Genomic DNA, 24,910 nt, shown 5'->3' on the forward strand with positions numbered 1-24,910 from the left:
GGGCAGGGCAAGGAGAACGCCCGCAACTTCCTGCGCGACAACCCCGATCTGGCCAACGAGATCGAGAAGAAGATCAAGGAGAAGCTCGGCATCGGGACACGGCCGGAGGCGGAGCCCGGGCCGGAAACCGGGGAGGACGCCATCCGCACTCTCGCCGCCGGGTTCTGACCCGCCGGGCCGCACCTCCGCCCACACCCCGCCGCGCCGGTGGCACACCGGCCGTACCGCGCCCGGAGGACCGCGGGGCGACCGGGGCCGGAAGCGGGCCGCAGGCCGCGCTCCCGGCCCCGGTCGGCTCCACCGGGCTCAGCCGACCGGGGCCGCCGGCTCCCTGCCGGTCTCCCCGCCGGCCTCCGGAGCACCGGCCGCGGGCCGCTGCTCCGGGACGTCCCGGCCCCGGGCGCCGGTGCCACCGTCCTCCTCGGCGAGCCGTTCCATGCCGCTGGTGGTCTTCAGCGGCTTCTCCTTGATGAACACGACGGCGACCAGGGCGAGCAGGGCGAAGGGCGTCGCGATGAGGAAGAGGTCCGCGGTGGCGACGCCGTAGGCGTGCTCGACGATCGCCCGGACCGGCGCGGGCAGGGCGGTGATGTCGGGTACGCCGCCCTCCGCGCCACCGGGGGCCCGGGCCCCGTCGGCGGGAATGCCCGCCTCCTCCATGCCCCGGGTCATCTCGGTCGCGACCCGGTTGGCCAGGATCGCACCGAGCACACTGGTGCCGATCGTGCCGCCCATGCTGCGGAAGAAGGACAGCACGGAGGTCGCGGCGCCCAGTTCGGCGGCGGGGACGTCGTTCTGCGCGGCCAGCACCAGGTTCTGCATCAGCATGCCGACGCCGACACCGAGTACCGCCATGTAGAGGCTGAGCAGGCCGAAGCCCGTGCCGGAGTCGATCGTGGAGAGCAGTCCGAGTCCGGCGGTCATGACGACCGCGCCCGCCACCAGGTACGCCTTCCACCTGCCTGTGGCGCTGATGACCTGGCCGGCGACCGTGGAGGAGACCAGCAGGCCCAGGATCATCGGCAGGCTCATCAGACCGGCGACGGTCGGGGACTTGCCCAGGGAGATCTGGAAGTACTGGGAGAGGAAGACGGTGCCGCCGAACATGGCCACACCCACCAGCAGGCTGGCGACGGTGGTCAGGGTCACGGTGCGGTTGCGGAAGATGTCCAGCGGGATGACCGGCTCGGGTACCCGCGACTCGACGCGGACCGCGGCGACCAGGAGCACCACGCCGCCGCCGGTCAGGGCGGCGGTCTGCCAGGAGAGCCAGTCGAACCGGTTCCCGGCCAGCGAGGTCCAGATGAGCAGCGCGCAGACGCCCGCGACGATCAGGAAGGCGCCCAGGAAGTCGATCCTCACCTCGCGCCGGACGGTGGGCAGCCGCAGGGTGCGCTGCAGCAGCACGATCGCCAGCAGCGCGAACGGCACGCCGATGAAGAAGCACCAGCGCCAGCCGAGCCACGAGGTGTCCACCAGGACGCCGCCGATCAGCGGCCCGGCCACGGTGCCGACGGCGAAGACGGCGCCGAAGATGCCCGCGTACCTGCCCAGCCTGCGGGGCGGGATGACGGCGGCCATCACGACCTGCGCCAGGGCGGTGAGCCCGCCCGCGCCGATGCCCTGGACGACCCGGCTGAAGATCAGCAGCTCGACGCCCTGGGAGAACCCGGCCAGCAGCGAGCCGACCACGAACATGCCCAGGGAGAGCTGGAGCAGCAGCTTCTTGTTGTAGAGGTCGGACAGCTTGCCCCACAGCGGCACGGTCGCCGTCATGGCCAGCAGCTCGGAGGTGACGACCCAGGTGTAGGAGGACTGGCTGGCCCCCAGGTCGGTGATGATCCGGGGCAGCGCGTTGGCCACCACGGTGCCCGCCAGGATGGCGACGAACATGCCGGCCATCAGGCCGGACATGGCCTGGAGTATCTGCCGGTTGGTCATGGAGACGGGTGACGCCTGGTCAGGCGCCTGCGATGCGGTCACAACGTCCTTCTCTGGGCTCTCGGTGGCTTGGGGGCTCACAGGCCGGTACGGGGCGCGCGGGGGCACGGACGCACGGGGCGCTCCGGGCCGGCCGGGGGAGCGGTGGCGGCTCGGCGCCGCCGGTTCAGGGCCGCCGGGACTCTCCGGAGGGCGCGGGCAGTCCGGCGGCCAGGTGCTCGAACACCTGCCGGAAGACATCGGTGAAGGCGATCCGGTCCTGCCGTGCGCACCAGTGCTCGACGGCGACCCGGACGGCGGTGCCGCCGACGGCGGCCAGCAGTCTCGGGTACAGATCCAGTGCCCTGCGCCGCTCCTTCTCGGTCGTGGAAGGCGCAGACCCGGCGGCGGTGGCGGCGGGACCGCCGAGGCGCTGGGCGAGCGCCTCGGCCAGGCCGAGTTCGTCGGCCAGATGCGCGGCGAGGCTGCGGGCGAGCAGACGAGGTGACGCGCTCAGCACCCTGGCGTGGAGGTCCCACACCTCGTGGCGCTGCTCGATCTCCGCCAGCTCCGCCGCCATGGCCTCGCGCAGCGCCTCCAGCGGGGAGAGATCGGCCGGCGCTTCGAGCACACCGCGGCGGACCCGCGCGCCCGACTCCGCGTCGACCATGACGAAGGCGTCGTCGCGGGAGTCGAAGTAGTTGAAGAACGTCCGGGGGGAGACACCGGCCGCCTCGCTGATGGCCTCGACGGTGACGTGCTCCGCCCCGTGCTCCGCCGCGAGCCGTACCGCCGCTTCCGTGAGAGCGGCGCGCGTGGCCCGCTTCTTGCGCTCCCGCAGCCCGCTTCCCGAGGCCTTCTTCTCCGACACATCTTGCATGCTAGGCAAAAATGCACGCTCTGTAAAAATTTATTCCGGCCGTATTCCGGTACCGGGAACGCCCGCCCTGTCGTCGCGGGCCGGGGGCGCCGAGGCGCCCCCGGCGTGTGGCAGTCTGACCGGGATCACCGGTGCAGGACGAGAGGGAGAGCGGCTGTGGGCCGGACTCTGGCGGAGATACTGGACGCGGCGGCCCGGGGACGGTTCCCGCCGCCGGACGGCGGCACGACCGGCCCGCCGCGACGCCGGGGTGATCGCTTTCACCGCGCACTCCGTGGTGTTCACCGACGAGGACCCGCGGTGGGTCCACGGCACGCTGGCGGCCACGGACTGCGACGAACTGGCGGCCACGATGAACCCGCGGTTCCTGGCCGCGCTCATGGCACGCACCGGGCGGTCGGCCGACACGGTCGACCTGCTGACGGTGGCCGGCCCTCTGCCGGGCGCTCCTCCGCTGGAACTGCGCGAGATCACGGACCCGGACCATCCGAGGGTCTCCCGGGCGCGCGAACGCCGTGACGGTGTGCGGGTGTGGGCGGCCGACGGCGGAGTGGTCGTCCTCGGCCGGGGTGTGGCGGGCCGCTGGGAGGCGGCGGTCGAGGTGGACGAGGGGGTGCGGCACCGGGGGCTGGGCCGGACGCTGGCGAGGGCCGCCCGGCACCTGGTGCCCGGCGGGGAGCCGGTCTGGGCGCAGCAGGCGGCGGGCAACGCGCGCAGCGTACGGGCCTTCCAGGCGGCCGGATTCCGGCCGGTGGGAGCCGAGGTGCTGCTCACCCTGCGGTAGGGGCGCCTCCCCGCGGCACCGGCCGCGGATTCCCGCCGCCCGCCCCGTACCCCGGCCCCGCGCGCCGTCCCCCGGCCGCCGCGGGCGCTCACGATCCGGTGCCCGCAGTGCCCCCGGTGCCCGCGGTGCCCACGGTATCGGTGGCGCCGGCGGAGGTCCTCGCGCGCTCCAGCTCGCGCAGGATGCGGGCCAGGTCGCCGGGTGCGGCGGCGAGACGGACCGGGCGGCCGGCGTCGTCGAGTTCGGCGACGTGCCAGTCGCCGGGGACGGCCTCACGGTCACCGCCGCGAACGCGCCGCACCTCCTTGAGCGTGAGCCGCTCCACCGGGATCGGTTTCGCCGCGAACCGGCCGGGACCGGAGTGGGGCGTCACCGAGGGCGGTCCGCCGCCGATGACGACATGGGTGCCGAAGGAGTACGGGTTGTATTCGGTGTGCTCCAGGAAACGGGCGGCCAGGAACACCTCCGCTTCCTCTCCGGCCGGTTTCCCGGCTCCCGGGGCCCCGCCGGGAGGGTGGACGCGGGTGGCGCGCCACGCCCGGGCGAACAGACCCAGCGTGACCAGCGACCCGGTAGCCGCCCACACGGCCCCGGCGGGGGAGCCGAACGGGCCTGCGGGATGGAAGTAGGCCAGCGGCAGCACCCACAGGGCCGTGCCGGCGAGCGCACCCGCGAACGGGAGCTCCGGCGGGAGGGCCTCGTCGTCGGGCAGCCGCCGCCAGCGCAGCCGCAGCAGCACCCGTGTCCCGGGCCAGCCGGCGGCGAGGGCGAGCACGGCCGCGACGACGGCCGTGCTCCCGGGAGTGGGAACGTGCTCGCGCCAGACGTGGCGCTCCCCGGCGGCCTCCATCACCTCGCCCCGCCACAGCGTCAGTTCGACCCGGTCACCGGGCCGGAACTCCTGGGCGGCCTCGTAGGAGACCTCGAGCCGCTCCATCGGGCGGCCGACGGAGAAGTACAGCCAGCTTTGCTTCCTGGGCCGCCGGGCCTCGGTCCGCTCGACCTGGGCCGGCAGGACGGTCAGGCACTCACCGCGCTCCTCGGCGGGCACTCCGGAGGTGCACGGGACGGCCGACCTCCACGCCCGCTCCCGGGCCGCGGTGGCCGACACGGACTCCGCCACCAGGGCCGCCGCCGAGAGCAGCAGCACGCACAGGACCAGCGACCCGATCCAGCCGTGCCCGGCGGTGTGGTGCGAGACGACCGGCAGATGTGCCGAACGAGGGCTCCCGTGACGGCGGTGCAGCGCACGGAGCGTCTCCAGCGCCGCGTCGAAGTCCGGGTCGTCGGGGGACCAGCTGCCCGGCAGGGGCAGCAGCCGCCTGCGCCCGTCGCGCAGCACCACGCCGACACGGCGGGCCTCCTGGACCCGGGGGTTCCCCTCGTGTCTCAGACGCACCTGCAGATCGGCGACGTCGGGCCACGGAACGCTCCGTTCGCCCAGCAGTGTCCGGACGCGCAGTCCGTACGAGTCGGCGCTCACCCGGGCGACGGCCCCGCGCAGCGAGGCGAGGCCCACCAGTGCCGACAGCAGCGCCGCCCCCGACCACGCCCCCCAAGGTCCGCCGCGGTACGCCGTGTACACCGCGGCCAGGGCCGCCGGAGCCGTTCCGGCCGCTCCCAGGGCGGCGAGGAACCACAGGGTGCGTCTGTAGGGGGAGCGGCAGATCACTTCCCGCGCATCGGTCATGAACGCGATCCTGCCGCCGCCCGGCCGGGACTTCCTGTACACGATGCGGCAGCTTTCCGCCCTGCGACGCTGCCGGGTGCGGGAGGCTCCGGCCCCGTGGGGCGGGCGGGCCGCCGTACACCCGTCCCGCGCCGGGATCCCGCGCCACCGGGAGCCGCGCACCCGGCCAGAACCTCATGACTTCCTTAGGGCTTCATGAAGAAGCCCTTCCCCGGCGCTCCGCGGGCCGCCGGCCTGCCTAGGCTCTCGCCCGACCCCCGAGGACCGCCGGTGGACGCGACCGCGCCCACCGAACCCCCTCCTCGAAAACCGGCCGACCCCGACAGACCCCGAGGTACCGCCCGCATGAGCTCCCACAGAGCCGACCGTTCCCGGCCCCGTTCCCACGCCCGCACCAAGGGCACCCCGTCGGCGCGCGGCATCGCCCTCGCGCTCAGCGTGGTCACCATGGCGGCGGGTGCCGGCCTCACCGTGGCCGCGGGCGGAGGACAGGACGGGCCGGCCGGCCGTGTGACGGCGGACGCGGCCGACACCGCACACGACACGGCGGGCGGCGCCTCCCCTCCCGCCCCGCCCACCCCGGAGGAGAGCGCATCCGCCTCGCCCGGTGCCGGCAGGGCCGGAAAGCCGGAGAAGCCCGCACGCAGCGCCGCCCCATCCGCCTCCGCGTCCACCCCCGCCCCGGCCTCCGCCGGGGGAACGGAACCGGACGGGGCGGCCGGGGGAGAGCAGAGCCGCGAGGCCGGCTCCGAAGGCGCCGCCGGGTCCGGCGGCAACGGAGGCGAGGGGCACGGCGCCGGTGCTCCCGGAGCTGACACGGCGCCGAAGGACAGCGGACCGGAGGCGCAGGTGCTCGCGCTCGTCAACAAGGAACGGGCCGCGGCCGGTTGCGGCCCGGTCACCGCCGACGCCCGGCTGACGCGGGCCGCGGACGACTACAGCGCCACCATGGCCGCGTCCGGCGTGCTGTCCCACACGGGACCCGACGGCTCCACGATGGCCGGCCGGGTCGAGGCGGCCGGATATGCCTGGAGCAACCTGGGCGAGAACATAGCCCGCGGCCAGGCCGACGCCCGGGCGGTGATGGACGCCTGGATGAACAGCCCCGGCCACCGCGCGAACATCCTCAACTGCGCCTTCGAGGAGCTGGGCGTCGGCGTCCACTTCGGCGACGGCGGCCCGTGGTGGACCCAGAACTTCGGCACCGGCCGCCCGTAGCGGCGCGGTGCCCGCGGACACGGAAGCGGTTCGGCCCCGGTGCCGAGGGCACCGGGGCCGAACCTTCCAGTAGCGGGGACAGGATTTGAACCTGCGACCTCTGGGTTATGAGCCCAGCGAGCTACCGAGCTGCTCCACCCCGCGGCGATGCCCCCACTGTACGGCATGCCGCGGCTTCCGGCGAAACGGACGGACCCGGCGGGGAGTTCAGCGCGCGCCCGCGTCGCGCCCCGGCCGGGTGCGCACGGTGGCGCCGGCGCAGGCGATCACGGCGACGCCGCCGAGGACGGTGGGCCAGGTGATCTGCTCGCGCAGGAACAGCGCGGCCCAGCAGACGCTCAGCACGGGCTGGACGAGCTGTACCTGGCCGACCTGTGCCATCGGGCCGATCGCGAGCCCCCGGTACCAGGCGAAGAAGCCGAGGAACATGCTCACCACCCCCAGGTAGGCGAACGCGGACCACTCGGCCGGAGTGCCGCTCGGAGGACGCGACGAGACCGACAGGACGGTGAGGGCGATCATCAGCGGCGCGGAGAGCACCAGCGCCCAGGAGATGGTCTGCCAGGCGCCGAGCTCGCGGGCGAGGATCCCGCCTTCCGCGTAACCGGTGCCGGCCGCCGCGACGGCGCCGAGCAGGAGCAGGTCGGACCAGTGGAGCCCGCCGAACCCGCCTCCCCGCAGCGAGGCGAACGCGACCGCGGCGACCGCGCCGACGGCCGCCATGACCCAGAACGGGACCGGAGGGCGTTCGTGCCCGCGGAGCACGGCCATCACCGCGGTCGCGGCCGGCAGGAGCGCGATCACGACGGCGCCGTGGCCGGCCGAGGCGGTGGTCAGGGCGAAGGAGGTCAGCACGGGGAAGCCGACGACCACGCCGCCGGCGACGACCGCCAGGCGGCCCCACTGGGCGCCGCGGGGCGGACGCTGCCGCGTGAGCGCCAGCACGGCGGCCGCGAGCAGCGCGGCGATCACCGCACGGCCGGAGCCGACGAACAGCGGTGACATCCCGCCGCCCTCGACGGCGGCCCGGGTGAACGGGACGGTGAACGAGAACGCCCCGACCCCGAGGCCCCCACCCGAGACCGGCACGGGACGGGGATAGCGTCGGAGCTTGAACGAGAGTAGCGCTACTGTTGTCTGTCATGGGAAACGATAGCAGTTCGCGGATCGTCGCCGATCTCCGCGAATGGATCGCGTCGGCCGCCCCGGGAGCGAGACTGCCCTCCACGCGCACACTGGTCGCCCGCTACGGGGCGAGTCCCGTCACGGTCCAGAAGGCGCTGCGCACCCTGGCGGCGCAGGGAGCGGTGGAGAGCCGGCCCGGCGTGGGGACCTTCGTCCGCGCGGTCCGCGTGGCCCGCCCGAACGACTACGGGTGGCAGACCGCGGCGCTCGGGTCGCCGCGGAGCCGCGCACCGCGGCTCTCCACGGCACTGCGGACCACCCCGAACGACGTGATCGCCCTCCACTCGGGCTACCCGGACCGGGAGTTGCTGCCCGAACGCCTGGTCCGGGCCGCGTTCACCCGCGCGGCGCGCGGCGACGCCGCCGTCAGCCGCCCTCCGGCCGCGGGACTGCCGGAACTCCAGGCGTGGTTCGCGGCCGAACTCGGCGCCGCGACGCCGGCCGGGACCACGCCGCCGGCGTCGGGCGACGTCGTCGTCTTCCCCGGCAGCCAGAGCGCACTGGGCGCCGCCTTCCGCGCCCTCGTCGGCGCGGGCCGCCCGCTGCTGCTGGAGTCGCCCACCTACTGGGGCGCGATCCTGGCCGCCGCGCAGACGGGAGTACAGGTCGTGCCCGTTCCCAGCGGGGCGCACGGCCCCGATCCGGAGGAACTGGCGCGGGCGTTCGTGCGGACCGGGGCGCGCGCGTTCTACGCCCAGCCGAACTTCGCCAATCCCACCGGAGCCCGGTGGTCGCCCGATCTGGCCGGCCGGATCCTCGACACCGTCCGCCGGCACGGCGCGTTCCTGATCGAGGACGACTGGGCACACGACTTCGGCATCGGCGCGGACCCGGTACCGCTCGCCGCCCGGGACGACGGCGGGCACGTCGTCTACCTGCGCTCCCTGACCAAGAGCGTCTCCCCGGCCGTCCGCATCGCCGGGGTCGTCGCCCGCGGCCCGGCGCGCACGCGCATCCTCGCCGACGCCCAGGCCGAGTCGATGTACGTCAGCGGCATCCTCCAGACCGCCGCGCTCGACGTCGTCACCCAGCCCGCCTGGCGCACACACCTGCGGAACCTCCGCCACCAGCTCGCCGCCCGCCGGGACCTCCTGATCGCGTCGCTCCGGGAGCACGCGCCCACCGCCGGCCTCGAAGCGGTGCCGCAGGGAGGGCTGAACGTCTGGGTCCGGCTGCCGGACGCCACCGACCTGGCACGGCTGGTACGGGACTGCGAGAACGACGGAGTCCTCGTCGCCCCCGGCGGCGAGTGGTTCCCCGCCGAACCGACCGGAGCCTACCTCCGGCTCAACTACTCGGGGCCGAACCCCGGCGCCTTCCCCGACGGCGTGCGCGCCGTCGGGCGGGCGCTCGCGCGGCAGCGGACGCGGTAGCGTCGAACGGGACGCCGCGAGGCGCGCGTACGCCTCGCGCCGATCCCGGGGCGGCCGGTCCTCCGCGGCGTGTCCGCCGGGCGGTACGGGCCCGCGCCTTCGTACGGCGCGGCATCGGACGCACCCTGGCCACGGGCACGGCCGCGGGCACGGGCCCGAGCCGTCGCCGTGGCCCTCACCGGTGGAACCGGCCGCCCGAGCACCGCCCGAGCACCGCCCGAGCGCCGTCCGCGGTGGGCCGTCCGGGTGCCGCCGGTGTCCGCCGGATGCCGGAGTGCACCGTGTGAGCGGGCGGTGGCGCGGGCACCGATCCCACATGCTCATCGTGGTCACCGGGGCGGCCGGGAACACCCGCCCCGCCGTCGCAGGACGCCCGCGCGCCGAGGGCGCGTACGGCGGTGCCGGTCCCGCAGCGGCCGGCACCGCCGTGTCCTGCGCGTCCGGCGCGCACGACTCACCGAGCGGCGCGGCCCCCGGCGGGCCGGTCGCGGTACGGCGGCGCCCGTGACCGCCGGGGAGGTCCGGGCGCGCCCGGGAGCGCCGCCCGCGCTCGCGCTGCTCGCCGCCGCCCACGGCGGGCCCGCCCTGGCGGTCACCGCCGTCGCGGGCCTGCTCGCGCTCCGCGGCGCACTGCCCCCGCCGGACGCCGCCACCGTCACCGCCGCGGTGCTCGCCGGCCAGCTCACGATCGGCTGGGGCAACGACCTGCGCGACCTTCCCCGCGACCGCGCCGCCGGCCGCGCCGACAAGCCGCTGGCCACCGGAGACCTCCCGGTCGGCACGGTGGCGCTCGCCCTGGCGGCGGCCGCGCTCGCCTGCCTCGTGCTGTCCGCGCTCACCGGCTGGCGCGGCGCGCTGGTCAACGTCCTCCTGGTCACCGGCGCGGGCCACGCCTACAACCTCGGCCTGAAAGCGACCCGGTGGTCCTGGGCCCCGTACGCCTGCGCCTTCGGGGCGCTGCCCTCGGTGGTCACCCTCGCCGGCCCGGGAACGGCCTGGGCGCCGGCATGGGCCACCGGCGCCGGCGCCGCGCTCGGGGTCGGGGCGCACCTGCTCAACACGCTGCCCGACCTCGCCGACGACGAACGCGCCGGGGTGCGCGGCCTGCCGCACCGGATCGGCGAACGCCCCTCGCGCGCCCTGGCCGCCGTGCTGCTGGCCGCGGCCTCGCTGCTCGCCGTGCTCGGCCCCGCGGGAAGCCCTCCCGCCTGGGCGCTCGCCGCCCTGGTGCCGGTGGCCGTCCTCACGGTGCCCGTCCTGACCGCGCGGGGCCGCACCCCCTTCCGGGCCGCGGTGGCCGTCGCCCTGCTCGACGTCGTGCTGCTCGTGGCGGCAGGCTGATGGCGCCGCCGTCCACTCACTGGGACCTCGCCGTGGTCGGCGCCGGGCCGGCGGGCGCCGCCGCCGCGCTGGGCGCGCTGCGCTCCGACCCCGGCCTGCGCGTCGCCCTCCTGGACCGGGCGGACTTCCCCCGGGACAAGGCGTGCGGAGACGCGGTGGCCCCGCACGCCCTCGACCTCCTCGCCCAGGTCGGCGTCACCGGTCTCGTCCACGACCGGACCCCGGTCGGCCGGATCCGCCTGGGCCGCGGCGGTCTGACCGCCGAGCGGCGGACGGCCCGCCCGGCATGGGTGGTGCCGCGCCGGATCCTCGACGCCCGGCTGGTCGACGCCGCGGTCGCCGCCGGCGCGCACCTCCTGCGGCACCGGGTCCGCGAACTGCGGCAGCACACCGGTGCGGTGGTCCTGGACGGGGAGGTCTCCGCCGCGGCCGTCGTCGGCGCCGACGGCGCCCACTCGGCCGTCCGGCGCTCCCTCGGCCTGCCCCGCGGCCCGATGGCCCTGGCGCTGCGCGGCTACGCCCCGGTCGCCCCCGGGCGGCGCGGAGTGCAGGTCATCGAGTTCGGCACCCGGCACCAGCCGGCGTACGCCTGGTCCTTCGACCGCGGCGACGGCCTCGCGAACGTCGGATACGGCGAGGCCCTCGGCACCGGCCGTACGGCTCCGCCCCGCGCCCGGCTGCTCGAACGGCTCGAGGCGCTGCTGCCCGGGGCGGCCGAGGGCGGGCGGCATTGGGTCGGGCACCATCTGCCGCTGTCGACCGCGCGCTGGCGCCCTCCGGCCGGCCCGGTGCTGCTCGCCGGCGACGCCGCCGGCCTGGTGAACCCGCTGACCGGTGAGGGCATCTACTACGCGGTGGCCACCGGCATCGCGGCCGGACGCGCGGCGGCCGCGGCCCTGCGCGACGGACGGCCCGGCCGGGCGGGGGAGCGGTACGCCCGCGCCACCGGCCGGATCCTGCTGCCCCATCTGCGCCACACCGCCCTGGCCGCCCGTCTCGCCCGCGGCCGCCGCACCGTCGAGGCCGCCCTGCGCGCCTCCGCGGCCGACCAGCGCGTCTTCGACGACCTCGTCGAACTCGGCCTCGCCCAGGGCCGGCTCACCCCCGCCCTCGCGTTCGGCCTCGGCCGGGCGCTCGCCGCATCCGCCCGCCCGACCGGCCGAATCCGGGAGCCAGTATGAGCACGCGCGTCCTCAGCGTTCGCGGCACCCTGCCCGAGCACCGCCACCGGCAGGAGGAGATCACCGAGTCCCTCACCGGCATGCTGGCCGGCGGCACCGCCGACCGCGGCGTCGTCGAGCGGCTGCACCGCAACGTGTGCGTCGAGACCCGGCACACCGCGCTCCCGCTTCGGGAGTACGCCCGGCTGGGGGACTTCGGCCGGGCGAACGACGCCTTCATCCGGGTCGGCACCGAACTCGGCGGCCGCGCGGTCGTCGAAGCGCTCAAGGACGCCGGTCTCGCCCCCGCCGACGTCGACTGCATCGTGTCGTGCACGGTGACCGGCCTGGCCGTCCCCTCGCTCGAGGCCCGCGTGGCGGCGGAGATCGGGCTGCGCTCCGACGTGGTGCGCCTGCCGCTGGTCGGTCTGGGCTGCGTCGCCGGCGCGGCCGGTCTCGCCCGTCTGCACGACCTGCTGCGCGGCCGGCCGGACGGGGTCGCGGTGCTGATGTCGGTCGAGCTGTGCTCGCTCACCCTCCAGCGCGACGACGCCTCTGTCGCCAACATCGTGGCCGGCGGCCTGTTCGGGGACGGAGCCGCGGCGGTGGTCGCCGTCGGCCCCGAGCATCCGCTCGCACACTCCGAGGACCCCGCCCAGCCCCTCGTACTGGCCTCGCGCAGCCGCCTCTACCCCGACTCGGAGCGCGCGATGGGCTGGGACGTCGGCCCCGGCGGGCTCAGGATCGTGCTCGACGCCTCGGTCCCCGACCTGGTGCGCCGGTACGTCGGCGGCGACGTCCGCGACTTCCTCGCCGACCACGCTCTGACCGCCGACGACATCGGCTGGTACGTGGCGCATCCCGGCGGCCCCAAGGTCCTCCGCGCGCTGCAGGACGCGCTCGGGGTCGGGCGGGACGCCCTCGGGGTGACCTGGGAGTCGCTGCGCCGGATCGGCAACCTGTCCTCCGCCTCGGTGCTGCACGTCATGGCGGACACGCTCGCCGAACGCCCGCCCCGGCCCGGCTCCTACGGGCTGATGCTCGCCATGGGCCCGGGCTTCTGCTCCGAACTCGTCCTCCTGCGCGCCCCGGGCGGTGCGGCATGAGCGGCGAGCTCCTGTTCACCGCCCTGGTCGCGGCCGTCGGCCTGGAGCGGGTCGCCGAACTGGCCGTGTCCCGCCGCAACGCCGCCTGGAGCTTCGCGCGCGGCGGCGTGGAACTCGGGCGGGGGCACTACCCGTTCATGGTGGCGCTGCACACCGGCCTGCTCGTCGGCGCGCTGGTGGAGGTGTGGGCGCGCCGGCCGGAGGTCCCGCCGGTGCTCGCCTGGGCCATGCTCGTGCTCGTCGCGGCCTCGCAGGCGCTGCGCTGGTGGTGCATCGCCACCCTGGGCCGGCAGTGGAACACCCGGGTGATCGTCGTGCCCGGCGCCGCGCGGGTGACCGGCGGCCCCTACCGCCGCCTGCCGCACCCGAACTACCTGGCCGTCGTCGTCGAGGGACTGGCCCTGCCGCTGGTCCACTCGGCCTGGATCACGGCGGCCGTCTTCACCGTGCTGAACGCCTTCCTGCTGGCCGCCCGCGTCCGCACCGAGGACGCCGCACTGGCGCGACTGGCCTGAGATGCCCGGGGGAAGGGCCACCGTGGACCTGCTCGTCGTCGGCGGGGGGCCGGCGGGTCTCGCCACGGCCCTGCACGCGGCCCGGGCGGGGCTCGAGGTCACCGTCTTCGAACAGCGCGCCGGCACCGTCGACAAGGCGTGCGGCGAGGGACTGATGCCGGGAGCCGTCGCCGCCCTGGCCGCGCTCGGGGTGCATCCGCGGGGGCACCCACTGCGGGGCATCCGGTACGTGGCCGGGCCCCACCGGGCCTGCGCCCCCTTCCGGGCGGGCCCGGGCCGCGGGGTGCGCCGCACCGTGCTGCACGCGGCGCTGCGCGAGGCGGCACTGGCGGCGGGCGTGCGGATCGAGCACCGCGCCGTGCGCGGCGTCGAGCAGGACGGGCACGGCGTGGCGGCCGGCGGCGTCCGGGCCGCCCACCTCGTCGCGGCCGACGGCCTGCACTCGCCGATCCGCCGGGCACTGGGCCTGGACCGGCCGCACCGGACGCGCCCGCGGTACGGACTGCGGCGCCACTTCGCCCTGGCCCCCTGGAGCGACCACGTCGAGGTGCACTGGGCCCGTGGCGCGGAGGCCTATGTGACCCCGGTGGCCGACGGCCTGGTGGGCGTGGCGGTGCTCACCGGCGACCGAGGGCCCTACGGAGACCACCTCGCCGCCTTCCCCGAGCTGCGCGAGCGGCTGGCCGGGGCCCGGCCGGCCGGGCCGGTGCGCGGGGCCGGCCCGCTGCGCCGGAGCGCGAGAGCGCGCACCGCCGGCCGGGTGCTGCTCGTCGGCGACGCCGCCGGCTACGTCGACGCGCTGACCGGAGAGGGCATCGCGCTGGCGCTGGCACAGGCGCCGGCGGCGGTACGGGCGGTCACCGGCGGCGACCTCGCGGCCTACGAACGGGACTGGCGGCGGATCACCCGGCGCTACCGCCGGCTGACCCGCGCACTGCTCGCGGCGACCGGGCCGCCCCCCGCCCGGGCGGCACTGGTCCCCGCGGCGCAGCGGCTGCCGTGGCTGTTCTCCGCCGCCGTCGACGCGCTGGCCCGCCCGGCGGGGGAGTGCGCCCCGGCGGACGGGCCGTACCTGCCGGACGGGTGAACGCGGTGCCCGTGGGGACCGGTCCGCCCCTCCGGCGGCGGTCAGCGCCTTCCGACGTCGGAGGCGGCCGCCTCCCGGAAGTTGCGGAGGGCGTCGCCGGGAAGCAGGTAACCGGACAGGACGTTGCGCGCGTCGGCGCGGCGCACGGCGGAGACGTAACCGGCGTGCGAGGGATGCAGCCGGTCGAGCCGGGCCCTGTCGAACGGGACGTGGGTGCCGAACAGGATGCAGAAGGTCTCCCCGGAGTTGTCGCCGGTGTTGAGCGCGGTCGGCACCTCGACCTGGGAGAGCCTGATGCCGCCGCGCGCCAGGCCGAGTCCGTCGCGGGCCTTGGTGCCGTCGGGGGCGAACTCCAGCGGAGGCGCGGACGGCGGGCGCACACCGTGCTCCGCCCAGCGCACCAGATGGCCGTAGGCGGCGGCGATCACATGGTGCAGCGGGACCCTGCTGAACGCCGGCCGGTCGCAGGCGTAGGTGGGCGCGGAGCCGAGGTCGCGCTCGAGGACCGGCCGGCGGTACTCCTGGCCGTGCCAGCCGGAGTGCGCGCTGCCGGCCACCTCCCAGCGCCGGTAGCGGTCGTCGTCGGCACGCCGTTGCGGGGTGCGCACGTCGGTCTCCGACAGCACGTGGAACACCGGTTCGGCGCCCTTCCGGGACGGCGCGGTGCCGACGATGTGGGCGTAGGCGTCGAAGACGGGCTCCGTCCGGGGCAGGACGCGGTCGTAGTAGACCGTCATCCGCGCGGCGGACTGCGACGCCCCGACGCCCAGCACCGTCTCGGCCCGGAGCGGACCGAGGAGGGCGGCGCCCTCGCGGCTCCGCAGGGCCTTGGCGGCCTGCGCGAACACGTCGTAGGACAGCTCGTCGGCGGTGAAGCGGCCCCGGCCGGTGACGTCGAGCTTCCCGTAGCGGGCGGGGCTCCAGCCGCGCAGTTGGTCCACACCGACCCGCTGGGCGGAGACGCCGACCCAGGCGTACCCCCCGCGCACGATCTGCTCGGGGGACCACAGGGCGTCCAGGTCGTACCCGGCCGAGACGTTCTGCCACTCGGTCAGGACCGTGCCGTTGAAGTCCCCGGGGTCGGCGGGGCGGCGGACGATGACGCGGGTGGTGTACGGCACGTCGGAGGCGAGGAGTTCACCGGTGGTGCTGTAACCGTCGGCCTCGCCGGACAGGTAGAACTCCTCCTCCACGTATCCGGCGGCGGCCAGGTCGGTGACGGTGGACATCCACGGATGGGTGTCCTCCACGTCCGGGGCCGACGGGTCGCCGGGGGCCGTACCGGCGATGGGCCCCTGGACGACCGGTGTTCCGACCGCCGTTCCGTTTGCCGTTCCGGCCGTCGTTCCGGCCGTCGTTCCGGTCGCCGCCGGGACGGGCGTCGGGGCGGCCTCGGCCGCTCCCGTGGTCAGGGCCGCGGCGACCAGAGCCGCCAGTAAGATCCGCGACGTTCTGCGCCATGTGCTCATATGCGTCCGGCTCCTCTTCCCGGGCGGGGCCGTATGCCCGCCCGTCCCCGAAGAGGATGGCCGGTGCGGGGCCGGGGCCCATCGGCCGAATCACCGGTCCTGACGGCGGCCGTCCACCGGCCGACAGGGCGGGCGGTGCCCCGGCAGGAGGCCGGGGGCACGCCCCGGGGGCGGTGTACGCCGACACCGCGTCGGCGTACACCGCCCCCGGGTGGGGGGTGGGGGGGGCTGCGGGCGGCGGCCCGCGCGGTCGTTCCGGTTACCTCGGGTCGCGGTTGAACAGGGACTTGGACCAGAAGTAGCCGAGCGTGGTCAGGCCCAGGCACCAGGCGACGGCGAGCGGGCCGTTGTGGCCGATCTCGGTGCCGAGCAGCAGGCCGCGCAGGGTCTCGATGGCCGGCGTGAACGGCTGGTACTCGGCGATCGGCCGGAACCAGCCCGGCATCGCTTCGACGGGGACGAAGGCGCTGGAGACGAGCGGCAGGACGATCAGCGGCAGCGCGTTGTTGCTGGCCGCCTCGGCGTTCGGGCTGACCATGCCCATCCCGACGGCGATCCAGGTGAGCGCCAGGGCGACCAGCACGAGCAGCCCGAACGCCGCCAGCCACTCCAGGGCGGTGGCGCCCTCGGCCCGGAAACCGATGGCCACGGCGACGGCCCCGACCAGGACCACGCCGGCGACCGACTGCAGCACGCTGCCGACGACGCGTCCGACGAGCACGGAGCCGCGGTGGATCGCCATCGTGCGGAAGCGGGCGATGATGCCCTCGGACATGTCCATGGACACGGACACCGCGGTGCCGATCGTGGCGCTGCCGATGGTCATCAGCAGCAGGCCCGGCACGAGGTAGGCCAGGTACGCGGAGCGGTCGGCCCCGCCGCCTCCGATGCCCGCGCTCATCACCTCGCCGAAGACGTAGACGAACAGCAGCAGCAGGACGATCGGCGTGAGCAGGAGGTTCAGCGTCAGGGACGGGTAGCGCCGCACGTGCAGCAGGTTGCGGCGCAGCATCGTGGACGAGTCGCGCACGGCGAGGGACAGGGAGCTCATCGGACGGCCTCCTCGGAGGTCTGGTCGGTGCCGCCGGTCAGGGCGAAGAACACGTCGTCGAGGTCGGGGGTGTGCACGGTCAGTTCGTCGGCCTCGATGCCGGCCGAGTCCAGCCGGTCGAGGAGGGAGCGCAGCTCGCGCTGGGTGCCGTCGCCGGGTATGGACAGCGCGAGGGCCTCGTCGTCGCGGGCGGCCTCGCGCAGGGCGCCGGCGGCGGACCGGTAGGCGGCCGGGTCGGTGAACCGCAGGCGGACATGGCCGCCGGGCACCAGCCGCTTCAGCTCGCCGGCGCTTCCCTCGGCGGCGATCCTGCCGTCGTGCAGCACGGCGATGCGGTCGGCGAGTTCGTCGGCCTCCTCCAGGTACTGGGTGGTGAGGAAGACGGTGGTGCCGCCGGACACCAGCTCGCGGACGATCTGCCACATGTTGTGGCGGGAGCGGGGATCGAGGCCGGTGGTCGGCTCGTCGAGGAAGATGATCCGCGGGCCGCCGACGAGCGTCATGGCGATGTCGAGGCGGCGCCTCATACCGCCGGAGTAGGTGGAGGCGGGCTTCTTCGCGGCGTCGGTGAGGCCGAAGCGTTCCAGCAGTTCGGCGGTGACCCGCCGCCCCTCGCGCCTGGACAGGTGGTGCAGGTCGGCCATGAGGAGCATGTTCTCCTCGCCGGTGATCAGGCCGTCGACGGCGGAGAACTGCCCGGTGACGCCGATCGCGGCGCGCACGGCCTGCGGTGATGTGGCGATGTCGTGGCCCGCGACCTGGGCCCGGCCGCCGTCGGCGCCGATGAGGGTGGACAGGATCTTGACGGCGGTGGTCTTGCCGGCGCCGTTGGGTCCGAGCAGCGCGAACACCGAGCCGGCCGGGATGTGCAGATCGATGCCGTCGAGGACGGTCTTGTCACCGTAGGACTTGCGCAGCCCGACGGCGGAGACGGCGGCGGGAGGCCGCGGACCGCCGCTCGAATTGGATGTGGACATGACAGATGAAGGCATGGAGTCCTCCCTTTCGGAGACCGAGGCGGTGAAGAGGGTGAGGCGGTGAGGCGGCGGAGAACGGGTGAGCCCGCGGGGCCGGTGCTCAGACCCGGGCGCGGCGGACGTCGATGTTGCCGTAGCGGGTCCGGGCGCGGATCTCGACGGTGTCCTCGGTCCCCTCCGGGGCCTCGGAGGCGGTGAGCGTGTTGCGCACCTGCCCGCGGCCGGAGCTGACGTCGAGCCAGGCGGCGGTGCCCTCGCGGACACCGACCTCGATGGCGCCGTAGGAGGTCTCCAACTGGACCTTCCCGCGGGCGACTTCGGCGACGCGCAGGGTGCCGTGGGCGGTGGTGGCGACGACCGGCCCCTCGGCGCGTGTGATGTCGATGTCGCCGTTGGCACCGCTGACCCGCAACTCGCCGGTCGCGGTGCCGACGGTCGTGGTGCCGTGCGAGTTCTTCAGGACGGCGGAACCGTGTACGGCGCCGACGCGCAGGCTGCCGGAGCTGGTGGTGATCTCGGCCGGGCCCTCGACCCGGTCGACGGTGATCGAGCCGTGTGAGGCCGTCAGCTTCAGCGGACCGGTCGCGTCGAGGCGGACGTCGCCGGACGAGGTCTTCACCCGGACCTCGCCGAGCCGGCCCTCACCGAGCACCTGGGCCCAGGCGCCGGTCAGGTCGACGTGCGAGTCCGCGGGCAGTTCGACCGTCACATCGACGATGCCGGTGCGCCCGACGAGGTGGCGCCGCCTGGGCGTCCTGACGGTCAGGGCGCCGCTCGCGTACGTGACCTCGGTCTGCTCGGCCGCCCGTACGTCCTGCTCCCGCTTCGGGTCGCGGGGCCGCACCTCGACGACGGTGTCGAGGCGGTCGCCGGCGGTGAACCGGATGGAGCCGGCCTCCACGTGAGCCGTGGCCGAGATCGGTTCGGGTGTGTCGAAAGAAGGCATGGCTGTCCCGTCCTCCTGGGTCTTCGGGGCGTCCCCGCTGGTGGGACGTGGTGTGGGTGAAGTGGTGCGGGCGCAGGGCGCCGGGCGCGGGTTAGCGCACCCAGCCGGTGTAGCTCTGCCCGATGGTCTGGGTCCTCTCCGCCGGGCGGGGACGGCCGCCGCCGTCGAGCGCGGCCGACACGGCGCGCACCAGCCACGCGTTGACCGACAGGCCCTCGCGGCTCGCGGCCTCCTCGGCGCGTGCCTTGAGATGGGCCGGCAGGCGCAGGTTGACGCGGGCGGTGCCGCCCTCCTCGCCGTCGGCCGGGGCCGGTGCCGCGATCGGTCCGGCGGGTGCGGAGGGCTCGGCGGGGGCGCCGCCGACGGGCGGCGGCGTCACCACGAAGTCGGGGTCGAGCCCGCGCAGCCGTACGTCGACCGAACCGGGAGCGAGTTCGCGGGTGATCTCGTTCATCGCGGCGGAGAGCACGTTGAGCATGGTCAGCCGGGCCGCCGACTCCAGGGGGGCGGTGAGCCTCTCGGCCAGCTCGCGGGCTTCGCCACCGCCGGCCTCGGCGGCCACCGCCAGTTCGCGGCGGAGGGTGTCGACATACGGGGTGAGGTCCATGGCGCTATGTTGGCACCATGTGGTGCCATGTGCAAGCCCGAATGGCGCCTCGTGTGGGCGGGATGCAGGAGCGGCACTCTGATCTGCGAGAACGCCAGGAGTTCGGCCCGGGTGGTCGTGGTGTCATGCATGCCCACGTAGTCCTGGGGACATTGAGTGGCGCCATTGGGTGCCATCTGGCGCCTGCTGGCACCGGGTGGCGCCATTGGGTGCCGTTATGGCTCCTCCCTGTCGCCCGGCCCCGCCGGCGCGAACCCGCCTCCACCGGAGCGGGCGGACACGCGCTCGGGGTCCGGCGGCGCGGGGACCGGCGGCCGTGTGCGCTTCCGGCCCCCTTCGCGGGATGGAGGACAGGGTTAAAGGAGCTGGTCAGGAGGCAACGAGGGAAAGGGTCGGATCTGATAGCTTCCGGGCGGAGGTGACAGGCGTGCCCACCGAGGAAGAGCTGTTCGCGTCCGTCGACGCCCTGCTGGAGGAGGAGCCGCAACTGCCGCCCCCGGCGGAGCGGGCCCGTCTGCGGGAGGCCGCCGGAATCACCCAGGCCCGTCTGGCCCAGGCGATGAAGTCGACGCTGCAGACGGTGAAGAACTGGGAGAACGGGCGCGCGGAGCCGAGGCCGCCACGACTGCAGGCGTACCAGCGGCTGCTGGAGGGCTGGGCGGCGAAGTACCCCAGGCTCGACGCTCCCTCGCCCCCGTCCGCTCCGGCACCGGAGACGACGACTGCGGCCCCCGCCCCCCGGCAGCCGGCCGCCGCACCCGCGTCACCCCCCGCGGCCGCCGAACCCCCGGCCGGGCCGGAACCCGCCGCCGCACCGGATGCGGAGCGGCCCGCCGCGCCCGCCTCCCCTCCCGCGCCGCCACGCCGACCGGCACGCGAGCGGCCGGTGCCGAACATCGCCGCCGCCCCCTACCGGCACGGCCCGCTGGCCGTGCTGGACGGCGACGGCATCGCATACGGCGCACAGGGCATCCTCCTGGAGTGCCCGGCCACGACCATCCCCGAACTGGTGGAGTGGACGCTGACCGAATCCGGCCTGGGCGCGCCCCGGCTGCACCGCGCGGGCAAGGACTCCGACCCGCTGATCGTGCTCACCGCCTCCGCGGCGGTGAGGCTCGGCCTGCCCGAGCGCCTGGAAGGGCGCGAGGCCCGCCGCACCCTGCGCCTGCCCGACGACCACCCGGTGGTCAAGCAGCTCGCCAAGGCACGGTGGAAGCTCACCAAACGCGGCTTCGGCCCCTGGGCCCGCGTCTACCGCCCCGCGCAGGGCGGGCAGCGGCAGTGCGTACAGCTGGCCGTCCTGCCCTGGGACGCGCTCGACGCGCGGGCCTGGCCCGGTGCCGCCGGTCTGCCCCCGGCCCGGCTCGCCGACGCCCTGGGCCTCTACGCCACCCGGGTCATCACCCCGCGCGGCTCGACGGCCGTGACCGGGCTGGAGCTGATGACCGCCCTGCGCCCGCCCACCCGGGCCGTGCGGGACGCCGAAAGCGGCGCCTGGGTCTCCGGCCGCAACCCCGGGTCGCTCGGCACCGACCCGGTCGACCCCGCCCCGCCCGAGGCTCCCGCCGGGCACCCCGTCGCCCAGGGCTGGGAGGGAGGGTTCCTGGACGAGGAGGTCTACCAGTGGGTCCGCGACGTCGGCCTGCTGTCGGACGCCGAGTGCCTGCTGCCCTTCGCGGTCGGCCTGGACATCAACACCGCGTTCCTGGCCGCCGCCGCCCGCCTCACCGTCGGCCTGTCCGGCCCCGAGCACGTCACCCGCCCGGTGTTCGACAAGAAGATCCCCGGCTGCTGGTACGCGGACCTGTCCCACATCGACCTCGACCCGCGCCTGCCCTCACCCTTCACCCCCACCGGCGAGCGCCCCACCGGGCCGGCCTGGTACGCCACCCCCACCGTCGCCTACGCCCAGGAGCTGGGGTACGACGTCCGGCCCGCCGAGGCGTACCTGCGCCGGGAGACCGGCGCGTACCTCGACCCCTGGCACGACCGGCTCAAGGCCGCCTACCTCGACACCCTCGCCGACCTCGGTGTCACCAAGGACCTCACCGACGCCGCCTTCCTCGCCGCGATGGAACGCCACAGGCAGGCCGACCCGGCCCTGGCCATGGTCCTCACCGCGATCAAGGCCACCGTCAAGGGCGGTATCGGCAAGCTCCGCGAGCGCCCCCAGGGACGCCACCACCGGGACGGGGAGCGCTGGCCCGCCCTGGAGCGCCCGACCTGGCGCCCCGACATCCGCGCGGCCGTCATCTCCAGGGCCCGCGTCAACATGCACCGCAAGATGCTCAGGACCGCCGAGGCGACCGGCCTGTACCCCCTGGCCGTCCTGTCCGACTGCGTGGTCTACCCCAGTCCCGGCGAGTCGCCGCTGGACTTCCTGCCCTACACCGCCTCCGGCAAGCCACTGCCCGGTTCCTTCCGCCTCGGCCCCAGCCCGGGCCTGTGCAAGGTCGAGGGCGTGGCGCAGCTGGCCTGGGCGGTCGACCTGATGGAACAGGGCTACAACCCCGCCCGCCACATCAAGGACGGCGTCGACGCCGTCCTGGACGAAGGAGAGTGACCCGTGGGCGAGATCGACGACGCCCTCGAGCGCGCCGAGGCGGAGGCGTTCACCCGCAACCCGCCCAAGTCCCTCCAGGCCCGGATCAACTTCCTGCTGAGCAAGCTCAAGACCACCCGGGCCGTCGCCGAGGAACTCGGCGTCAGCCAGCGCTCGGTGGAGCGCTACCGCCGGGGCGACCGCAAGAGGCCGCCCCGGCACATCGCCGACCGCATCGACGCCGCCGTCCGCGCCCGCTGGCAGCCCCTGGTACGCAAGCGCCGCCGCCGCGAGGCCGCCACCACCGGCGGCATCACCATCGAGACCCGCGCCCGGTTCGGCTACTCCGCCCCCATCGGCTCCACCGACGACCCCCGCCTGCGCCGCCTGACCGTCCACCTCCCCCCGGCCTACGCCGACCGCCTCTTCGCCGCCCGGCAGCAGGGGGCCGGTGACCAGCAGCTGCGCGACATCGTCGCCGAAGGACTCCAGGAGGAGTACTTCCGCGACGGCGGGCGCCGCGCCGACCGCCTCGAAGTCGCCTTCACCGACATCGACTACATCGACGTGTCCTTCTGAGCGCCCGGCCCGCCGCCGTCACGGCGGCGGGCCGGGGTCCCGCCGGTCAGGCGCCGACGTAGGACGCGAGATGCTCGCCGGTGAGGGTGGAGCGGGAGGCGACGAGGTCGGCGGGCGTCCCCTCGAAGACGATCCGGCCGCCGTCGTGTCCGGCGCCGGGGCCGAGGTCGATGATCCAGTCGGCGTGCGCCATGACCGCCTGGTGGTGCTCGACGACGATGACGGTCTTCCCGGAGTCCACCAGCCGGTCCAGCAGGCCGAGCAGCTGCTCGACGTCGGCGAGGTGGAGACCGGTGGTCGGCTCGTCGAGGATGTAGACGCCGCTCTTCTCGCCCATGTGCGTGGCCAGCTTCAGCCGCTGCCGCTCGCCGCCGGACAGCGTGGTGAGCGGCTGGCCGAGGGTGAGGTAGCCGAGTCCGACGTCGACGAGCCGGCCGAGGATCCGGTGCGCGGCCGGGGTGCGCGCCTCACCGGTGCCGAAGAACTCCTCGGCCTCGGCCACCGGCATCGCGAGCACCTCGCTGATGTCGCGTCCGCCGAGGCGGTGTTCCAGCACCGACGCCTGGAACCGCCTCCCCTCGCACTCCTCGCAGACGGTGGCGACACCGGCCATCATCGCCAGGTCGGTGTAGACGACGCCGGCGCCGTTGCAGGTGGGGCAGGCCCCCGAGGAGTTGGCGCTGAACAGCGCCGGTTTGACTCCGCCTGCCTTGGCGAACGCCTTGCGGATCGGGTCGAGCAGTCCGGTGTAGGTGGCCGGGTTGCTCCGCCTGGAGCCGCGGATGGGCGTCTGGTCGACGCAGACCACGCCGGTACCGTCGGCCTTCGACCGCTGGAGCAGCGACCCGTGCACCAGCGAGCTCTTGCCGGAGCCCGCCACGCCGGTGACCACGCAGAGCACCCCGAGCGGGATGTCGACGTCGACGTTCCGCAGGTTGTGCGCCGTCGCGCCGCGGATCTCCAGGGTGCCGACGGGCTTGCGCACCGCCTCCTTGAGGGCGGCCCGGTCGTCGAGGTGGCGGCCGGTGAGGGTGTCCGCGGCCCGCAGCCCCTCGACGGTGCCCTCGAAGCAGACGGTGCCGCCCGCCGTACCGGCACCGGGGCCGATGTCGACGACGTGGTCGGCGATGGCGATCGTCTCCGGCTTGTGCTCGACGACGAGGACGGTGTTGCCCTTGTCGCGCAGGCGCAGCAGCAGGTTGTTCATCCGCTGGATGTCGTGCGGGTGGAGGCCGACGGTGGGCTCGTCGAAGACGTAGGTGACGTCGGTGAGCGAGGAGCCGAGGTGGCGGATCATCTTCACCCGCTGCGCCTCGCCGCCCGACAGCGTGCCCGACGGCCGGTCGAGCGAGAGGTAGCCCAGCCCGATCTCCACGAACGAGTCGAGCGACCGCTGCAGGGAGACGATCAGCGGCGCCACCGAGGGCTCGTCGAGGCCGCGGACCCACTCGGCCAGGTCGCGGATCTCCATCGCGCAGGCGTCGGCGATGGAGATCCCCTCGATCTTCGACGAGCGGGCCTGCTCGCTGAGCCTGCTGCCGCCGCACTCGGGGCACTCGGTGAAGGTGACCGCCCGGTCCACGAAGGCCCGGATGTGCGGCTGCATCGACTCCCGGTCCTTGGAGAGGAACGACTTCTGGATCTTCGGGATCAGTCCCTCGTAGGTGAGGTTGACGCCGTTGACCTTCACCTTGGTCGGTTCGCGGTACAGGAAGTCGTGGCGCTCCTTCTCGGTGTACTCGCGGATCGGTTTGCCCGGGTCGAAGAAGCCCGACTCGGTGATGACCCGCACCACCCAGCCGTCCCCGGTGTAGGTGGGGATGGTGAACGGGTCCTCGGAGAGCGACTTGGAGTCGTCGTAGAGCTGGGTGAGATCGATGTCGGAGACCGCGCCCCGGCCTTCGCAGCGCGTGCACATGCCGCCGGTGCGGCTGAAGGTCACCTTCTCGGTCCTGGTCCTGTCGGCGCCGCGGTCGACCGTGAACCCGCCGCTCGCCGAGACCGAGGCGACGTTGAAGGAGAACGCGGCGGGCGGGCCGATGTACGGCCGTCCGAGCCGGCTGAAGAGGATGCGCAGCATCGCGTTGGCGTCGGTGGCGGTGCCGACGGTGGAGCGGGGGTCGCTGCCCATCCGCTGCTGGTCGACGATGATCGCGGTCGTCAGCCCTTCGAGCACGTCGACCTCGGGCCGGGTCGGCGTGGGCATGAAGCCCTGGACGAAGGTGCTGTAGGTCTCGTTGATCAGCCGCTGCGACTCGGCGGCGATCGTGTCGAACACCAGTGAGCTCTTGCCCGAGCCGGAGACCCCGGTGAACACCGTCAGCCGGCGCTTCGGGATCTCGATGCTGACGTCCTTGAGGTTGTTCACGCGTGCGCCGTGCACGCGGATCAGGTCGTGGCTGTCGGCGGCGTGCGGCTCGGGCGCCCGCGTGTCCGTCCCCCTGGCCATGCTCATCGTCTCTCCGTATCCGTTGGGCGGG

The 24,910-nt window shown here is 75.0% G+C and carries 19 protein-coding genes, 1 tRNA gene and 2 pseudogenes; 11 read left to right on the forward strand and 11 right to left on the reverse strand.

The window, feature by feature from the left end:
• Positions 1–168 (forward strand): annotated as a pseudogene (locus tag BMY40_RS27605) (recombinase RecA); the annotation flags it as partial.
• 138 nt (positions 169–306) lie between these two features.
• Here BMY40_RS27605 and BMY40_RS24460 read toward each other — a convergent pair.
• A complete protein-coding gene (locus BMY40_RS24460) occupies positions 307–1,941 on the reverse strand; it encodes an MDR family MFS transporter (RefSeq protein WP_177214124.1) in 1,635 nt (544 codons plus the stop codon).
• Between the two features lie 166 nt (positions 1,942–2,107).
• Positions 2,108–2,800 (reverse strand): TetR/AcrR family transcriptional regulator, encoded by a 693-nt coding sequence (locus tag BMY40_RS24465; RefSeq protein ID WP_093662961.1) that lies wholly within the window; start codon positions 2,798–2,800, stop codon positions 2,108–2,110.
• 156 nt (positions 2,801–2,956) lie between these two features.
• Between BMY40_RS24465 and BMY40_RS24470 the strand changes: the two are divergent.
• Positions 2,957–3,584 (forward strand): annotated as a pseudogene (locus BMY40_RS24470) (GNAT family N-acetyltransferase).
• Positions 3,585–3,672: 88 nt separating this feature from the next.
• Here BMY40_RS24470 and BMY40_RS24475 read toward each other — a convergent pair.
• Positions 3,673–5,274, reverse strand: coding sequence for a PH domain-containing protein (locus tag BMY40_RS24475; protein ID WP_093663037.1), 1,602 nt, complete (start codon positions 5,272–5,274; stop codon positions 3,673–3,675).
• Positions 5,275–5,619: 345 nt separating this feature from the next.
• Here BMY40_RS24475 and BMY40_RS24480 point away from each other — a divergent pair, with 345 nt between their 5' ends.
• The gene (locus BMY40_RS24480) at positions 5,620–6,492 is read left to right on the forward strand and encodes a CAP domain-containing protein (protein ID WP_093662962.1); all 873 of its coding nucleotides are present in this window, start codon (positions 5,620–5,622) and stop codon (positions 6,490–6,492) included.
• A 70-nt stretch (positions 6,493–6,562) separates the two neighbouring features.
• On the opposite strand, the gene BMY40_RS24485 is transcribed toward BMY40_RS24480, so the two are convergent.
• Positions 6,563–6,636: transfer RNA gene (locus BMY40_RS24485), tRNA-Met, on the reverse strand.
• A 63-nt stretch (positions 6,637–6,699) separates the two neighbouring features.
• Positions 6,700–7,581, reverse strand: coding sequence for a DMT family transporter (locus BMY40_RS24490; RefSeq protein WP_218158315.1), 882 nt, complete (start codon positions 7,579–7,581; stop codon positions 6,700–6,702).
• A 53-nt stretch (positions 7,582–7,634) separates the two neighbouring features.
• On the opposite strand from BMY40_RS24490, the gene BMY40_RS24495 reads away from it, so the two are divergent.
• The 6 genes from BMY40_RS24495 (at position 7,635) to BMY40_RS24525 (ending at position 14,259) form a co-directional block, all read left to right on the forward strand.
• Positions 7,635–9,050, forward strand: a complete 1,416-nt coding sequence (locus BMY40_RS24495; protein ID WP_093662963.1) for an aminotransferase-like domain-containing protein — start codon at positions 7,635–7,637, stop codon at positions 9,048–9,050.
• Between the two features lie 504 nt (positions 9,051–9,554).
• On the forward strand, positions 9,555–10,391 hold the full coding sequence (locus tag BMY40_RS24505; RefSeq protein ID WP_245770299.1) for a UbiA family prenyltransferase: 837 nt from the start codon (positions 9,555–9,557) through the stop codon (positions 10,389–10,391).
• Positions 10,391–11,572 (forward strand): NAD(P)/FAD-dependent oxidoreductase, encoded by a 1,182-nt coding sequence (locus BMY40_RS24510; protein WP_093662965.1) that lies wholly within the window; start codon positions 10,391–10,393, stop codon positions 11,570–11,572. Before BMY40_RS24505 ends, BMY40_RS24510 begins: the two co-directional genes overlap by 1 nt.
• Entirely contained in the window at positions 11,569–12,657 is a 1,089-nt protein-coding gene (locus BMY40_RS24515; RefSeq protein WP_093662966.1) for a type III polyketide synthase, read from the forward strand. Before BMY40_RS24510 ends, BMY40_RS24515 begins: the two co-directional genes overlap by 4 nt.
• Complete coding sequence (locus tag BMY40_RS24520; protein WP_093662967.1) at positions 12,654–13,172, forward strand: isoprenylcysteine carboxyl methyltransferase family protein; 519 nt, start codon at positions 12,654–12,656, stop codon at positions 13,170–13,172. Before BMY40_RS24515 ends, BMY40_RS24520 begins: the two co-directional genes overlap by 4 nt.
• Positions 13,173–13,194: 22 nt before the next feature.
• The gene (locus tag BMY40_RS24525) at positions 13,195–14,259 is read left to right on the forward strand and encodes an NAD(P)/FAD-dependent oxidoreductase (protein WP_245770300.1); all 1,065 of its coding nucleotides are present in this window, start codon (positions 13,195–13,197) and stop codon (positions 14,257–14,259) included.
• A 41-nt stretch (positions 14,260–14,300) separates the two neighbouring features.
• Here the strand turns inward: BMY40_RS24525 and BMY40_RS24530 are convergent, their stop codons facing one another.
• From BMY40_RS24530 to BMY40_RS24550, 5 genes are all read right to left on the reverse strand, one after another.
• The gene (locus tag BMY40_RS24530; RefSeq protein ID WP_218158316.1) at positions 14,301–15,728 is read right to left on the reverse strand and encodes an alpha/beta hydrolase domain-containing protein; all 1,428 of its coding nucleotides are present in this window, start codon (positions 15,726–15,728) and stop codon (positions 14,301–14,303) included.
• Positions 15,729–15,987: 259 nt separating this feature from the next.
• Positions 15,988–16,779 carry an ABC transporter permease gene (locus BMY40_RS24535; protein WP_093662969.1) on the reverse strand — a complete coding sequence of 264 codons (792 nt, stop codon included), beginning with the start codon at positions 16,777–16,779 and terminating at the stop codon, positions 15,988–15,990.
• Entirely contained in the window at positions 16,776–17,771 is a 996-nt protein-coding gene (locus BMY40_RS24540; RefSeq protein ID WP_425443166.1) for an ATP-binding cassette domain-containing protein, read from the reverse strand. Before BMY40_RS24540 ends, BMY40_RS24535 begins: the two co-directional genes overlap by 4 nt.
• Positions 17,772–17,856: 85 nt before the next feature.
• Positions 17,857–18,702 (reverse strand): DUF4097 family beta strand repeat-containing protein, encoded by an 846-nt coding sequence (locus tag BMY40_RS24545; RefSeq protein WP_093662971.1) that lies wholly within the window; start codon positions 18,700–18,702, stop codon positions 17,857–17,859.
• A gap of 91 nt (positions 18,703–18,793) precedes the next feature.
• Positions 18,794–19,309, reverse strand: coding sequence for a toxin-antitoxin system HicB family antitoxin (locus tag BMY40_RS24550; RefSeq protein WP_093662972.1), 516 nt, complete (start codon positions 19,307–19,309; stop codon positions 18,794–18,796).
• Positions 19,310–19,736: 427 nt separating this feature from the next.
• On the opposite strand from BMY40_RS24550, the gene tap reads away from it, so the two are divergent.
• Complete coding sequence (gene tap, locus BMY40_RS24555; RefSeq protein WP_093662973.1) at positions 19,737–21,872, forward strand: telomere-associated protein Tap; 2,136 nt, start codon at positions 19,737–19,739, stop codon at positions 21,870–21,872.
• 3 nt (positions 21,873–21,875) lie between these two features.
• Positions 21,876–22,430 (forward strand): telomere-protecting terminal protein Tpg, encoded by a 555-nt coding sequence (tpg, locus tag BMY40_RS24560; protein WP_093662974.1) that lies wholly within the window; start codon positions 21,876–21,878, stop codon positions 22,428–22,430.
• A 46-nt stretch (positions 22,431–22,476) separates the two neighbouring features.
• On the opposite strand, the gene BMY40_RS24565 is transcribed toward tpg, so the two are convergent.
• Positions 22,477–24,885, reverse strand: a complete 2,409-nt coding sequence (locus tag BMY40_RS24565; RefSeq protein ID WP_093662975.1) for an ATP-binding cassette domain-containing protein — start codon at positions 24,883–24,885, stop codon at positions 22,477–22,479.
• Positions 24,886–24,910: the final 25 nt, after the last annotated feature.

It is taken from the genome of Streptomyces radiopugnans (assembly GCF_900110735.1).
In the GTDB taxonomy this organism is placed as follows: Bacteria; Actinomycetota; Actinomycetes; order Streptomycetales; family Streptomycetaceae; genus Streptomyces; species Streptomyces radiopugnans.